This window comes from Tritonibacter multivorans, from assembly GCF_001458415.1.
In the GTDB taxonomy this organism is placed as follows: Bacteria; Pseudomonadota; Alphaproteobacteria; order Rhodobacterales; family Rhodobacteraceae; genus Epibacterium; species Epibacterium multivorans.
Genome location: NZ_CYSD01000039.1, coordinates 149,788 through 163,465, shown reverse-complemented (window position 1 = coordinate 163,465; position 13,678 = coordinate 149,788). Strand labels below are relative to the sequence as shown.

The window sequence follows — 13,678 nt, the reverse complement described above, 5'->3', positions numbered from 1 at the left end:
CATGTGTGGTATCGTAGGCGTTCTGGGCAACCACGAAGTTGCCCCCATTCTGGTCGAGGCCCTGAAACGGCTGGAATACCGTGGCTATGACAGCGCGGGCATTGCTACCGTGAACAGCGGCACCCTGTCGCGCCGCCGCGCGGTGGGCAAGCTGGTAAACCTGTCGGACCTTCTGGTGCATGAACCGCTGGCGGGTAAATCCGGCATCGGCCACACCCGCTGGGCCACCCATGGCGCACCCACGGTGACCAACGCCCACCCGCATCGCGCGGGCTGCGTGGCGGTGGTCCACAACGGCATCATTGAGAACTTCAAAGACCTGCGCGCTGAGCTGGGCGCAGCGGGCATCGACTTTGAAACCGACACCGACACGGAAACCGTCGCCCTTCTGTGTGAGCACTACATCCGCGAGGGCCTGTCGCCCACGGAGGCCGCGCAGAAAACCGTGGGCCGCCTGCACGGCGCCTTTGCACTGGCGTTTCTGTTTGAAGGCGAAGACGATCTGATGATCGCCGCCCGCAAGGGCTCTCCGCTGGCTATTGGCCATGGGGATAGCGAAATGTTTGTCGGATCGGATGCGCTGGCGCTGGCGCCGTTTACCGACCAGATCACCTATCTGGAGGAAGGCGATTTTGCCATCCTGACCCGCAACAGCCTTCAGATCTTTGACAGCAAAGGCAATCTCGCCAACCGCGAGAAACGCAAGATCGCGCTGGAAGCGGCCCGCGTTGACAAGGGCGGCCACAAGCACTTTATGGCGAAAGAAATCGCCGAACAGCCCGTCGCAATTGACCGTGCGCTGCGCGCCTATTTGGGCAGCGAAGACGGCCGTCAGCTGCCCGAAGATCTGGATTTCACCACTGTGGACCGGCTGACCATGGTCGCCTGCGGCACCGGCTATTATGCCTGCCTGGTGGCGAAATACTGGTTCGAGCAGATCGCAAAAATGCCGGTTGAGGTCGATGTGGCCTCGGAGTTCCGCTACCGCGAACCGCCAGTGTCCCCGAACACCATGGGGCTGTTTGTCAGCCAGTCCGGTGAGACCGCCGATACGCTGGCGGCGCTGCGCTATATGGAAGGCAAGGCTGCGCAGATTGTTGGCTTGGTGAATGTTCAAGAAAGCTCCATCGCGCGGGAAAGCGATGTGGTGCTGCCGCTGCACGCAGGCCCGGAAATCTCTGTCGCCTCGACCAAAGCGTTTACCTGCCAGCTGGTGATCCTGCTGATGATGGCGCTGAAGGCGGCACAACAACGCGGCCACCCCCTGCCCGACGGCCTGCCCGAAGACCTGCGCGCCCTGCCCGGCCTGATCCACCAGTGCCTGTCGCTGGACGCGCAGATCAAAGACGCCGCACGCGACCTTGCCAAGGCGCAGGATATTATCTTCCTTGGCCGCGGCGTGCTGTACCCGCTGGCGCTGGAAGGTGCGCTCAAGCTGAAAGAGCTCAGCTATATTCACGCCGAAGGCTATGCCAGCGGCGAGCTGAAACACGGCCCAATTGCCCTGATCGACGAAAAGGTGCCCGTGGTTGTGATGGCACCCCGCGATGCGCTGTTTGAAAAAACCGTGTCGAACATGCAGGAAGTCATGGCCCGTGGCGGCAAGGTGATTTTGGTGACGGATGCCGAAGGTGCGCGCGTCGCCGGCGACGGCACGCATGAAATCATCACCATGCCGCAGGTGCCCGACGCGCTAGCGCCGATCCTCTATGCGGTGCCCGCCCAACAGATCGCCTATTACACGGCGATTGCCAAAGGCACGGATGTGGACCAGCCGCGCAACCTCGCGAAATCGGTTACAGTGGAATGACACTCGACGACGCGCTCGATGTGCTGCGCTCTTATGCTGAGGTGCAGCAAGCAGACCAGAAAGCCGCCTACCACAAACAGACCCGCGCGGTTCTGGGGGTTGGCAATGAGGTGCTGAACCAGCTCGCCAAAGACTGGCGCAAGGATCTGGACGTGGCAGGCCGCGCCGATCTGGCCCGCGCGCTTTGGGACAGCGATATCTTTGAGGCCCGCATTCTGGCGGCCAAACTGCTGACTCAAGCGCGGATCAAAGACGATGCGCCCGTCTGGGAGCTGCTGGTGTCTTGGGTGCCGGATTTTGACAGCTGGGCCATTGCCGATCACGCCTGTTCGGCAATTTCCAAACGTCTGGTGGCACAGCCTGCGCGTTTGGACAGTGTCGAAGAGTGGACAACTTCCGCGCACATGTGGTCCCGCCGTGCTGCCCTTGTGGCGACCCTGCCTTGGGCCAAACTGCCAAATCCCAAAGCGGCGGATGAGGCCACCCGCGACCGCATCCTTGGCTGGGCTGCAGGTTATGTCGCCGATCGTGACTGGTTTATTCAAAAATCCGTCGGCTGGTGGCTGCGCGATCTTTCAAAACACGCGCCCGACCGCACCCGCGCCTTCTTGGATGGCCCCGGCGCGACGCTCAAGGCCTTTGCCCGCAAAGAAGCCGCGAAATATCTGACATAAAGAAGGGGCCCGCAGGCCCCTTTCATCTGTATGATCTCATATTGGCTCAGACCGGCCCGACCCGCAACTCGACCAGTTCGGTCAGCGGAAGCCCCAGACTGCGCATGGCACCAATCGAAAGACGGCTGCCCGCACCAGTGTCGCCGGTGATCGGCTCAAGCGTCAGTACGATAGAGCGCCCATTCGGCGCCACGACACGCGCGTTGCGGCGTGCCTTTACCAGCGGCGTTTCCATCCACAGACCAACGCGGCCCGGATCGCCCAGACCGGCAACTGTTTTTGCAGATTGCCCAAAAGATGGCGCACTGGCATCGGACGGGCCCACCGAAGGTTCGGCCCGTTTGCGCAACGGTGCGGTCGGCTGCACAGGTGCAGGTGCCTCGATCGTCGGCGCCTCCGGTGTGGAAAGACCCGCCGTTTCCGTACCGCCAACCGCCGAAAGCGGCTCTTCACTGACCGCAGGCGGGGCGTCCGGATTGGCGCTGCCTTCCAGAATGTCCTGATTGGTCTGTGCTTGCGGAAAACCACCGCCCAGCCCGCCCAGAATATTGGAGTTCACCTGGACCCCGTTCAGCCCATTACAGGCGGACAAACCGCCGACAACCAGCGGTCCAAGCACGAGAAGTTTCAAGCTACGTCTGTTCATGCCGCGACCCTAGCTCCAAGCCTGCGCAGTTACCACAGAGAATTAAGGTTTCTCTATTGATAGCGGCATCTTCACGCCCTACCTATGGATGCATGACTGCACCATTGATCGATCCCTTCGCGCGCGCCATCACCTATCTGCGGGTCTCTGTGACCGACCGTTGCGACTTCCGCTGCGTTTATTGCATGTCCGAGAACATGACCTTTCTGCCGAAGAAAGAACTTCTGACGCTGGAAGAGCTGGACCGCATGTGCTCGACTTTCGTGCGCATGGGCGTGGAAAAACTGCGCATCACCGGCGGTGAACCGCTGGTGCGCCGCGATATTATGACCTTCTTCCAGTCGATGACCCGCCACCTTGAAAGCGGCGCGCTGAAAGAACTGACCTTGACCACCAATGGGTCGCAGCTCGAAAAATACGCTCAGGCGCTCTATGACTGCGGCGTGCGCCGGGTGAATGTCTCGCTCGACACGTTGGATGACGAAAAATTCGCCAAGGTCACCCGTTGGGGCCGCCTGCCCCAAGTCCTGCGCGGGATCGATGCCGCGCAGAAGGCCGGTCTGCACGTCAAAATCAATGCGGTGGCACTGAAAGGCTTTAATGAACCCGAGCTGTTCACCATCACCGAATGGTGTGCCTCGCGCGGGATTGATCTCACCTGGATCGAGGTCATGCCCATGGGCGATCTGGGCAATGAGGACCGTCTGGACCAGTACTGGTCCCTGAAAGACGTGCGCAAAGCTTACGAGCAGAACTATCAGGTCACCGATCTGACCGAACGCACCGGCGGCCCGGCGCGCTATGCGCGACTGGAAGAAAGCGGTCAGAAAATCGGCTTCATTACGCCGCTGAGCCATAACTTCTGCGAAAGCTGCAACCGCGTGCGCCTAACCTGCACCGGGGAGCTGTACATGTGCCTTGGTCAAGAGGATATGGCCGATCTTCGCGGCCCGCTGCGCGACCACCCGGACACTGAACAGCCGCTCGAAGAGGCCATCCGCAAGGCGATTGGCCTCAAACCCAAGGGCCATGATTTCGACTATTCCCGCCAAAGCGTGGATGGTCAAATGACCCGCCACATGAGCCATACAGGCGGCTAAAAATGCCCGATACGTCGCGGCCGACCCCGCTCTATCACCTTTATACCGGAGCAAGCGCCCTGCTTGCTCCTTTTGCATGGCGCAAGGTGGCGCAGCGGCTGGGCGCCTATGGCGTCACCCCCGAACGCCAGCGCGAACGTCTCGGCCATGCGACGCTGCCCCGACCAAACGGTCAGCTGATCTGGTTCCATGCGGCATCCGTTGGGGAAAGTTTGTCGGTCCTGACGCTCATCGCGCGGCTTGGTGAAATGCGCCCAGAGGCAGAGTTCCTGATTACCTCTGGCACGCCAACCTCAGCGGAACTGATCGAAAAACGCATGCCACCGCGCTGCCGCCACCAGTTCCCGCCGCTGGACAGCCGCGCGGCGGTGGACAGGTTTCTGGCCCATTGGCAACCGGATCTTGGTGTCTTTGTTGAAAGCGAGCTTTGGCCGCAGATGGTGGTCCGCGCTCGGGCCACGGGCTGCCCGCTGGTCCTGCTCAATGCGCGCATGTCTGACCGAACGGTCAATGCCTGGGTCAAACGCCCCGACACCGCAGGGTTCATCCTGTCGCAGTTCAATCTGTTTGTGACACAGAACCAGAAAACCGCCGACAATCTGCGCCGCATGGGTGCCGCCCCGGACCGCATTCGCCCTGGCAGCAACCTCAAGGCGGTTTCAGCCCCGCTGCCCGTTGATCAGACCACATTGCAGCAGATGCAAACCGCACTGGGCGACCGTCCCCTTTGGGTGGCCTCTTCGACCCATGCAGGCGAAGAAGAAACCGTGCTCGCCGCGCACGCGCAGATCCTGAAGACACTGCCTGACGCCTGCCTGCTCCTGGTGCCCCGTCACCCGGACCGAGGCGACACAGTCGAAACACTGATCCGCGATGCGGGCTTGACGCTTGCCCGCCGCAGCGGTGGCGAAATGCCAACAGCCCAGACCCATGTCTACTTGGCGGATACCCTTGGCGAGGTCGGCACCTGGTATGCGCTTTGTCCGCGGGTGTTTATGGGCGGCTCCCTGCTTGAAATCGGCGGCCATAACCCCTTTGAACCGGCACAGCTGGGCGCAACCGTGCTGACCGGGCCGGGCTACTTCAACTTCGCTGAAAGCTATGCCGAGATGATTGCCGAGGGCGCTGCCTTTGAGGCAGCAAACGCCGAAGCCATTGCCGCGCGTGTGACGACTTGGCTGGGCCAATCAACTGAATTGGAGGTGGCCTGCGCCGCCGCAACCGCGTATATCGCGCGGCAAAGCGACCATTTGGACAAGACCGCCGCGGCATTGATCGAGCTTCTGCCTGCGGCCTGAACGACAGGACCGCATATGACCCAGATCGACTTGCGCACAATCGACGTGATCGCGCCGAACTTCAAAAAACGCCACTCGGGTGTGACCTCAACCGTGTTGCGGCTGCTGCCGATTCAGGCCAAGCAGATCGCCATCACCTCAGCCGCGCCCGACCTGCCGGCAGATGTGCCAAACGTCGACCCCAAGCAGCTGATCACAATGTCGCGCGCAGGCCCTTCGGGCGTACGGGTCTGGCATGCGCGGCGCAATGTCGAAATGGTCGCAGGCCTTGCGCTGAAGTACCTCTTGGGCAAACGTCTGAAACTTCTGTTCACCTCTGCGGCGCAGCGTCGCCACACCGGTTTTACCCGCTGGCTTCTGCGCCGGATGGACAAGGTGATCGCGACCTCGGCCAAATCCGCCAGCTATCTGGACGTCGACGCGACGGTGATCCGCCACGGGGTGAACTGCGACCTGTTCCAACCCGTCGCTGATCGCGCCGCCCTGCGCGCAGAACTGGGCCTCCCCACCGATGGGCTTCTTGTCGGCTGCTTTGGCCGTATTCGCCCCCAAAAAGGCAATGATCTTTTTGTCAAAGCTATGATCAAAGCCTGTCAGGCCAACCCGGAAGCGCGGGCGCTGATGATGGGCCGGGCGGTCGGTGAACACGAAACCTTCCTGCAAGACCTCAAGGACGAAGTCGAAGCCGCTGGTCTGTCCGACCGCATTCTGTTCCGCGACGAGGTCGATATTGAGGACGTGCCGCGCCATTTTCAGGCGCTGGATCTTTATGTCGCGCCACAACGTTGGGAAGGCTTTGGCCTCACCCCGCTTGAGGCGATGGCTTGCGGTGCGCCCTCTGTCTCTACCCGAGTTGGCGCCTTTGAAGAGCTGATTGTGCCCGGAGAAACCGGCACGCTGTGCGAAATCGAGGATCTGGATAAAATCACCGCAGATATTATCCAATGCCTGTCCGACAAAGACCGCCTAAAGGCCATGTCTGTGGCCTCGCGCCAGCACGTAGAGACCAATTTCCGCCTCGAAGGGGAAGCCGCCGCGATCATTGCAGAGTATCGAAAACTCCTAATCTGACCTTGCGTAAACTGAATTTCCCCGATGGTTGTGCGCATCTTCAGGGGGAAGAACATTCGCGATATCCCCTTAAAACATGCGGTTTTGGGGCAAATCTGGCGCTACTTCGCTGAATTTCCCACACATAACCGCCCCCGGGGACTGCGACGCGGATTTCAAGAGGGGAAAATGCAATCCCCCCTCCCACGGTCCATTCGTCGCAAATCTTTTAAAGTTGTTCCCAGTTGAGTTTTTCAGTTGGGAGTAAAAACATGATCACCAAATTTGCATTCTCTATCGTTGTCGCTGGCTTCGCAATTACCGCCGCCAGCTCTGCCATGGCGCAGGATCAGCGTGTTCTGCGCATCCAGGGCGAGGTCTGCCCGACGTTTAAAGACACCATGATCGACTGGGCTGGCAAAATCGACGGCCATGGCACCTATGCTGTTCCGGCCCTGCCTGCGGGGGCCAGCGTGGATTGCAGCGATGCCTCGACCTTTGTTCCGACCAGCCGGTCTTGGGGTTATGACGACCAAAAAGCTGCGGATTTTGCCGCGCTCTCGCATTGTCAGGAAACGCTGCCGGACGGCTACAAGGCCTGCGTGATCGTCGGTCAAAGCTTTGATCGCTGATCCACAGATCACCAATCAATGCAAAAAGGGGCCCGACGGCCCCTTTTTCTAAGTGCATTTCCGACAGATCAGTTTGCAGCGGGCATCCGTTTTTCCACAACTTCGGCCCACCAGCTGCATCCTGCAGGGATGGCATCGTCATTGAAATTGTATTTCGGATGGTGCACCGCAGCCGTATCGCCATTGCCAACAAGGATATAGGCACCGGGACGTTCCTCGAGCATATAGGCAAAGTCTTCGCCGCCCATGACCAGTGGCGCCTCTTCACAGTCGCCAGCAATCCCACGCGCCACCTCTGCCGCGAACTCCGTCTGGTCATCATGGTTCACCATGACCGGATAGCCGCGCATGTATTTCACATCGACCGCCCCGCCAAAGGTCGCCGCAATGCCAGTGCAGACCTCGCCAATGCGTTGCTCGGCCAGATCGCGGATGCCTTTGTCCATCGTGCGCACAGTTCCTTTGATGCGGACCCGTTCGGGGATCACATTGAACGCATTGGACGAGGTCTCAAACGAGGTCACAGAAACCACAATCTGATGCACCGGATCTGCATTCCGCGACGCAATGGTCTGCAGCGCCAGCACCGCCTGCGCGGCCATCACTGTGCTGTCGACAGTTTCTTGCGGTTTCGCCGCATGGCCGCCACGCCCGGTAAAGGTGATGTCGAACTGGTCGGTTGCTGCAAAGAAAGCACCGGAACGGATGGCGAATTCGCCGACCGGATAGCCCGGCCAATTGTGCATGCCGTAGACTTCCTGCACGCCCCAGCGATCCATCATACCGTCATCGCACATCTCTTTGCCGCCGCCGCCGCCTTCTTCGGCGGGTTGGAAAATCACCACCACGGTGCCGTCGAAATTGCGGGTCTCTGACAGGTATTTCGCAGCGCCCAGCAGCATAGCCGTGTGACCGTCATGGCCACAGGCATGCATGGCGCCTGGGGTTTTGGAAGCATAATCCACACCGGTTTCTTCGTGGATCGGCAGCGCGTCCATGTCGGCACGCAGGCCAATAACCTTGCCCGAAGCGTCTGACTTGCCCTTGATCACACCCACCACACCCGTGCGACCGATGCCTTCGACGACCTCTTCGCAGCCAAATTCACGCAGCTTTTCGGCCACCATCGCCGAGGTCCGGTGGGTTTCAAAAAGGATCTCGGGGTTTTCATGAAGATCACGTCGCCAAGCGGTGATTTCATCCTGAAGTTCGGCAAAGCGGTTTTTGACGGGCACGTCGATCTCTCCTATTGCGGCCGGGACGCACCCGGTCTTGTCTTTGGTATATATGGCGTGTGTTTACTGGGACAATCTTTCCAGCAGGTTGTGCATGAAATCTTGGCCCATCTGGAACTGAGCCTTGGAAATAAACTCGTCTGGCTGATGCGCCTGCGCAATGTCACCGGGCCCGCATAGAACCGTGGAATAGCCCGCTTCCTGAAACTGCCCGCCTTCGCTGGCAAAGCTGACCGCATGGGTACCATTGTCGCCAGTCAGGCTGCGCACCAGCGCCTCGGCCACGCCGTCCACTTCGGGGGTGAGCGGTGGCACATCAAACAGCGGCGCAAGGGTTATCGAGCAATCGGGATGCACCATCTGCATGGCGGCCTGAAGTCGCGCCACCTCTTCGCGGTAGGCAGCGGTGACCTCTGCAACGGTTTCTCCGGGCACCACGCGGAAGGTCATATCCAGCCTACACTCCTTGGCCGTGATATTATGTGCTGTGCCGCCTCGAATGGTGCCAACATGGGCCGTGGTATAGGCTGGGTCAAACAATGCGGCCATCGCCGAAGGTGCCTGCGCTGCGGCCTGCGCATTGCGCGCTTTGGCCCAGGTTATCAGCTCTGCCGCCTCCATCACCGCGTTGACGCCAGACGGCAGCAGCGAAGAATGCACCTCAAATCCACGCAGAAGGGTGTCAAACCCCGCAATCCCCTTGTGCGCTGTCACCGCGCGCATCATGGAGGGTTCGCCGACAATGACCGCTGCCCCACGGGGGAGCAGATCCTGCATCGCCGCAATCAACGGCGGCGCACCGGTGCAGCCGATTTCTTCGTCGAAACTCAGCGCCAGTTGCAGCGGTGTCTTCAACACGCCATAGCGGGCCTCGACCAGCGCCCAGATCGCCAAGGCCACAAAGCCCTTCATATCTGCCGCACCACGCCCAAAATACTTGCCGTCGCGCTCTTCCAGCGTAAAGGGATCACCAGTCCAGGCCTGCCCGTCCACCGGCACCACATCCGTATGGCCCGACAGCACAACCGCACCCGGAACACGCGGACCTGCATGCGCCATCAACCCTGCTTTTTCGGGCTGATCCGGGTCAATCCAGACGTAATGTTCGACACTGTGGGACGCCAGATAACTGGCGACCCACTCAATCAAAGGCCGGTTTGTGTCAGAGCTGACCGTCGGAAAGGCCACCAGCTGGCGCAAAATCTCCAGCGGCGGCAACCGGGCCGGGGTTGCGGCGGTCATCTTAATATCCGCTGTCCGTGGTCAACACAAAATGGCCGGGTTCCACTTCGATGTATTCCGAGGGATCGGGTTCATAGCTCAGCGGGTGGATCGGCGATGGGATCGGTTTAAAGTTCAGATCTCGCTCGCTTTTCCGCTGGGTCGGATCGGCAATCGGCACCGCCTGCATCAGCGCCTGCGTGTAGGCATGAGCCGGGTTTTCAAACACACGCTCGCGCGGGCCGATTTCGACCAAACGCCCCAGATACATAACGCCCACCTGATGACTGACCCGTTCGACCACCGCCATATCGTGGCTGATGAACAGGAAGGACAGCCCCAGATCAGACTGCAGCTCCATCATCAGGTTCAACACCTGCGCCTGCACCGACACATCCAGCGCTGAGACTGCCTCGTCCGCGACAATCAATTTCGGGTTGAGGGCCAGTGCGCGGGCAATCGCGATCCTCTGCCGCTGGCCGCCGGACATTTCATGCGGGTATCGGCGCATAAAGCTGCGCGGCAGCTGCACCCGGTCAAACAGGTTTGCAACCCGGTCCATCACCTCGGATCCAGACGCCAGACCATAGTTTTTCATCGGCTCTGCCACCTGATCCTGCAGCACCATCTGCGGATTGAGCGAGGCAAAGGGATCCTGAAAGATCATCTGCATGTCCTGGCGCTGCTTGTGCATCGCATCCGGGCTAAGGCCCAGAATATTCCGCCCTTCGAATTCGACTTTCCCGGACAAAGGTTCGACCAATCGCAGGATCGAACGGCCACAGGTTGATTTTCCGCAACCCGATTCTCCTACCAGAGAGAGAGTTTGTCCTTTGAAGACCTTGAAAGACACATCTTCGACCGCGTGCACATTGCTGACCGTGCGGCGCAGCAACCCGCCTTTGACGGGGAAGCGGGTGACAAGGTTTTCAACATTCAGCAGCACCTCATTGGTGCCCGCGATGGGGGGAATTTCGGTCTGCTCCTGACCAAGCAGTTTCATCGGCTCCGGGAAGGGTTTTCCGCGCATCTCGCCCAGACGCGGCACGGCGGCCAGCAGGGCCTTGGTGTAGTCGTGCTGCGGGTTGGCAAAGATCTCGGTCACCGGGCCTTCTTCAACCTTATTGCCGCGATACATGACCACCACCCGGTCCGCCATCTGCGCGACGACGGCCATGTCATGGGTGATGAACATCACGGCTGTGCCGGTCTCGCGCTTGAGCCGGTCCATCAGGGCAAGGATCTCGGCCTGGATTGTCACATCCAAAGCGGTTGTCGGCTCGTCGGCAATGAGAAGCCGCGGCTCGCAAGCCATTGCCATTGCAATAACAACCCTTTGGCGCATGCCGCCGGAAAGTTCGTGCGGGTATTGTTTCATGCGCCGTTCCGCTTCGGGAATGCGCACTTCTTTTAGAAGCTCAATTGCGCGCGCCTCAGCCGCCGCCTTGTCCAGCCCTTTGTGCAGGCGCAGCCCTTCGGTCAGCTGGCGGCCCACCGTGAACACCGGATTGAGCGCGGTCATCGGTTCCTGAAAGATCATGCCGATCTCGTTGCCGCGAATGTGCCGCATCAAACCGGCATCGCCCTTGGCCAGATCCTGCTGAGATCCGTCGCGATCGAACAACAATTGGCCGCCTGCGATCGTGCCGCCACCGAACTCGACCAGCCGCATCAACGACAAAGAGGATACCGATTTTCCCGACCCTGATTCGCCCACAACGCAGACGGTTTCCCCCGGGTTAATGTCGAAGGACACATCCTCGACCCCCACAACGGGGCCGTCTTTGGTTTCGAATTCGACCCTGAGGCCGCGTATGGAGGCGATCGGTTGATCCAGCATTATATTCCCCGTGTCTTCCCTGTTTTGCTCCGGGTTCGCCCGGATTTTATGGCTCCATTTATGAGCCGGATTTTGTCTTTCAGAAAACCCTTCTTCCGAAAAAAAGGCGCGAACGAATAAAGCTTGGCCCAATTCGCAAACATAATTTGCTTTTTTTGACCAGTTGGTTTTCGATTACTCTTGTCGCGGGCATTCATGTCCGGCGCAACCCTTTACCGGGAAAGCTGGCAAGGGTGGGGCAACGTCCCCGGGTATTGGAAGATGCCAATTTAACGCTCCCGCCCGACCAAAGGGCAAGGGGGAGAGGACTAAAGAAAACCATGCCAACGCGCATGGCCGACAAGGAGTGAAACATGAAAACCAAGAGCCTTTTGCTTGGTGCAGTTGCGGCTGCAGCCATGGCGCCCGCCGCTTTTGCGGAACGTGGTGCTGATGGTCAGGTCAACATTATTTACTGGCAAGCGCCGTCCATCCTAAACAGCTTTCTGTCCGGGGGCACCAAGGACATCGAAGCCGCGTCGCTGGTGATCGAACCGCTGGCCCGTTACAATTCTTCCGGCGAAATGGTGCCGTGGCTGGCCGAAGAGGTCCCCACCGTTGCCAATGGTGGCGTCAGCGAAGACCTGACCACCATCACGTGGAAAATCAAACCCGGCATCCTGTGGTCTGACGGCTCTGCCTTCACCTCCGAAGATGTCAAATTCACCTACGAATATTGCACCCACCCCGAAGGCGGCTGTGCGCAGCTGACCAAATTCGAAGGTGTGAAGTCGGTTGAAACCCCCGACGATCTGACCGTTGTGGTCACGTTCGAGGGCGCAACCCCCTTTCCCTATGGCCCGTTTGTGGGTGGCGAAAGCCCGATCCTGCAAAAGGCACAGTTCTCTGACTGCATGGGCGCGCGCGCGCCTGAATGCACCGAAGCGAACTTTAACCCGATCGGCACCGGCCCGTTTGTGGTGGAAGAGTTCAAACCCAATGACGTAATCACCTTTGTGGCCAACGAAAACTATCGTGACGCCGCGAAGCCTGCCTTTGGCCGCGTTCTGTTCAAAGGTGGCGGCGACGCGACCGCTGCGGGCCGTTCCGTGCTGGAAACCGGCGAATTCGACTACGCCTGGAACCTGCAGCTGGCGCCCGACGTGATTGCCTCCATGGAAGCGGCTGGCAAAGGCACCGCGGTTGCGGGCTTTGGTCCGCTGGTCGAACGCATCATGCTGAACAACACCGACCCGAACCCGCTGCTGGACGCTGATAAGCGCTCTGTTGTGGGCCCCCACCCCTTCCTGTCTGACCCGGCGGTTTACAAAGCCATGTCCATGGCCATCGACCGTCCGCTGCTGGTGGAAATCGGCTATGGCAAAGCGGGTAAAGTGACTTGTTCCTGGGTTCCGGCCCCTGCCGTTTACGCGGTTGAGATCGAAGGCTGCGACACTCAGGACATCGCCGGAGCAAACGCCATGCTGGATGCCGCTGGCATTGTTGACACCGATGGTGACGGCGTGCGCGAAAAAGACGGCGTTCCGCTGAAGATCCTGTACCAGACCTCGACCAACGCGGTGCGTCAGGACTTCCAGGCGCTGATCAAGCAGTGGTGGAGCGAGATCGGCATTGAAACCGAACTGCGCAATATCTCTGGTTCTGTCTTCTTCGGTGGCGACCCGGGCTCCCCGGACACCTTCCAGAAGTTCTATGCTGACGTTGAAATGTATGCCAACACCTTCAACGGCACCGATCCCCAGTCCTACATGGGCAACGGTCTGTGCGACAAGGCGCCGACACCGGCCTCCCAGTGGCAGGGCGAAAACATCTCCCGCTTCTGTGATGAACAGTTCGACGCGATCCACGCTGAACTCTCTGCCACCGCAGACATGGGCAAGCGTGTAGAGCTGGCAAAACAGCTGAACACCATCATCATGGAAAAAGGCGGCATGATCCCGCTGGTGCACCGTGGTCGTCTGTCCGGCAAGGCCAACACCCTGGGTGGTGTCGACCTGAACGTCTGGGACAGCGAGCTGTGGAACATTGCTGACTGGCACCGCATGAACTGAGGGTAACCCCTCAAGCGCAGGCTCCGGGCATCTCGGCCGGAGCCTGTTTTGTTGCGATTGGATCCAAAACGCTCTAACGATGGGGCGCTGGGGATTGACGCGCGACAGCTTTGGCATAACC

General features: G+C 59.8%; 11 protein-coding genes. 7 read left to right on the top strand and 4 right to left on the bottom strand.

The genetic code is table 11. The features are described from left to right. Window position 1 precedes the first annotated feature (1 nt). Window positions 2-1,810, top strand: coding sequence for a glutamine--fructose-6-phosphate transaminase (isomerizing) (glmS, locus tag TRM7557_RS14210; protein ID WP_058290888.1), 1,809 nt, complete (start codon window positions 2-4; stop codon window positions 1,808-1,810). Next, the gene (locus tag TRM7557_RS14205) at window positions 1,807-2,484 is read left to right on the top strand and encodes a DNA alkylation repair protein (protein ID WP_058290887.1); all 678 of its coding nucleotides are present in this window, start codon (window positions 1,807-1,809) and stop codon (window positions 2,482-2,484) included. Before glmS ends, TRM7557_RS14205 begins: the two co-directional genes overlap by 4 nt. Before the next feature lie 46 nt (window positions 2,485-2,530). On the opposite strand, the gene TRM7557_RS14200 is transcribed toward TRM7557_RS14205, so the two are convergent. Continuing rightward, window positions 2,531-3,130: a hypothetical protein gene (locus TRM7557_RS14200; RefSeq protein WP_058290886.1), complete on the bottom strand. Its 600-nt coding sequence runs from the start codon at window positions 3,128-3,130 to the stop codon at window positions 2,531-2,533. A 92-nt stretch (window positions 3,131-3,222) separates the two neighbouring features. Here TRM7557_RS14200 and moaA point away from each other — a divergent pair, with 92 nt between their 5' ends. The 4 genes from moaA (at window position 3,223) to TRM7557_RS14180 (ending at window position 7,210) form a co-directional block, all read left to right on the top strand. After that, entirely contained in the window at window positions 3,223-4,230 is a 1,008-nt protein-coding gene (gene moaA, locus TRM7557_RS14195; protein ID WP_058290885.1) for a GTP 3',8-cyclase MoaA, read from the top strand. A 2-nt stretch (window positions 4,231-4,232) separates the two neighbouring features. Continuing rightward, the gene (locus TRM7557_RS14190; protein WP_058290884.1) at window positions 4,233-5,528 is read left to right on the top strand and encodes a 3-deoxy-D-manno-octulosonic acid transferase; all 1,296 of its coding nucleotides are present in this window, start codon (window positions 4,233-4,235) and stop codon (window positions 5,526-5,528) included. A gap of 15 nt (window positions 5,529-5,543) precedes the next feature. Beyond that, the gene (locus TRM7557_RS14185) at window positions 5,544-6,599 is read left to right on the top strand and encodes a glycosyltransferase family 4 protein (protein ID WP_058290883.1); all 1,056 of its coding nucleotides are present in this window, start codon (window positions 5,544-5,546) and stop codon (window positions 6,597-6,599) included. Window positions 6,600-6,850: 251 nt separating this feature from the next. Beyond that, window positions 6,851-7,210, top strand: coding sequence for a hypothetical protein (locus TRM7557_RS14180; RefSeq protein ID WP_058290882.1), 360 nt, complete (start codon window positions 6,851-6,853; stop codon window positions 7,208-7,210). Between the two features lie 68 nt (window positions 7,211-7,278). Here the strand turns inward: TRM7557_RS14180 and TRM7557_RS14175 are convergent, their stop codons facing one another. From TRM7557_RS14175 to TRM7557_RS14165, 3 genes are all read right to left on the bottom strand, one after another. Continuing rightward, a complete protein-coding gene (locus TRM7557_RS14175; protein WP_058290881.1) occupies window positions 7,279-8,445 on the bottom strand; it encodes a M20 aminoacylase family protein in 1,167 nt (388 codons plus the stop codon). A 63-nt stretch (window positions 8,446-8,508) separates the two neighbouring features. Further along, a complete protein-coding gene (gene argE / locus TRM7557_RS14170; protein WP_058290880.1) occupies window positions 8,509-9,687 on the bottom strand; it encodes an acetylornithine deacetylase in 1,179 nt (392 codons plus the stop codon). A gap of 1 nt (window position 9,688) precedes the next feature. Continuing rightward, the gene (locus TRM7557_RS14165) at window positions 9,689-11,506 is read right to left on the bottom strand and encodes an ABC transporter ATP-binding protein (RefSeq protein ID WP_058290879.1); all 1,818 of its coding nucleotides are present in this window, start codon (window positions 11,504-11,506) and stop codon (window positions 9,689-9,691) included. Window positions 11,507-11,859: 353 nt separating this feature from the next. On the opposite strand from TRM7557_RS14165, the gene TRM7557_RS14155 reads away from it, so the two are divergent. Beyond that, window positions 11,860-13,557 (top strand): peptide ABC transporter substrate-binding protein, encoded by a 1,698-nt coding sequence (locus tag TRM7557_RS14155; protein ID WP_058290877.1) that lies wholly within the window; start codon window positions 11,860-11,862, stop codon window positions 13,555-13,557. Window positions 13,558-13,678 lie beyond the last annotated feature (121 nt).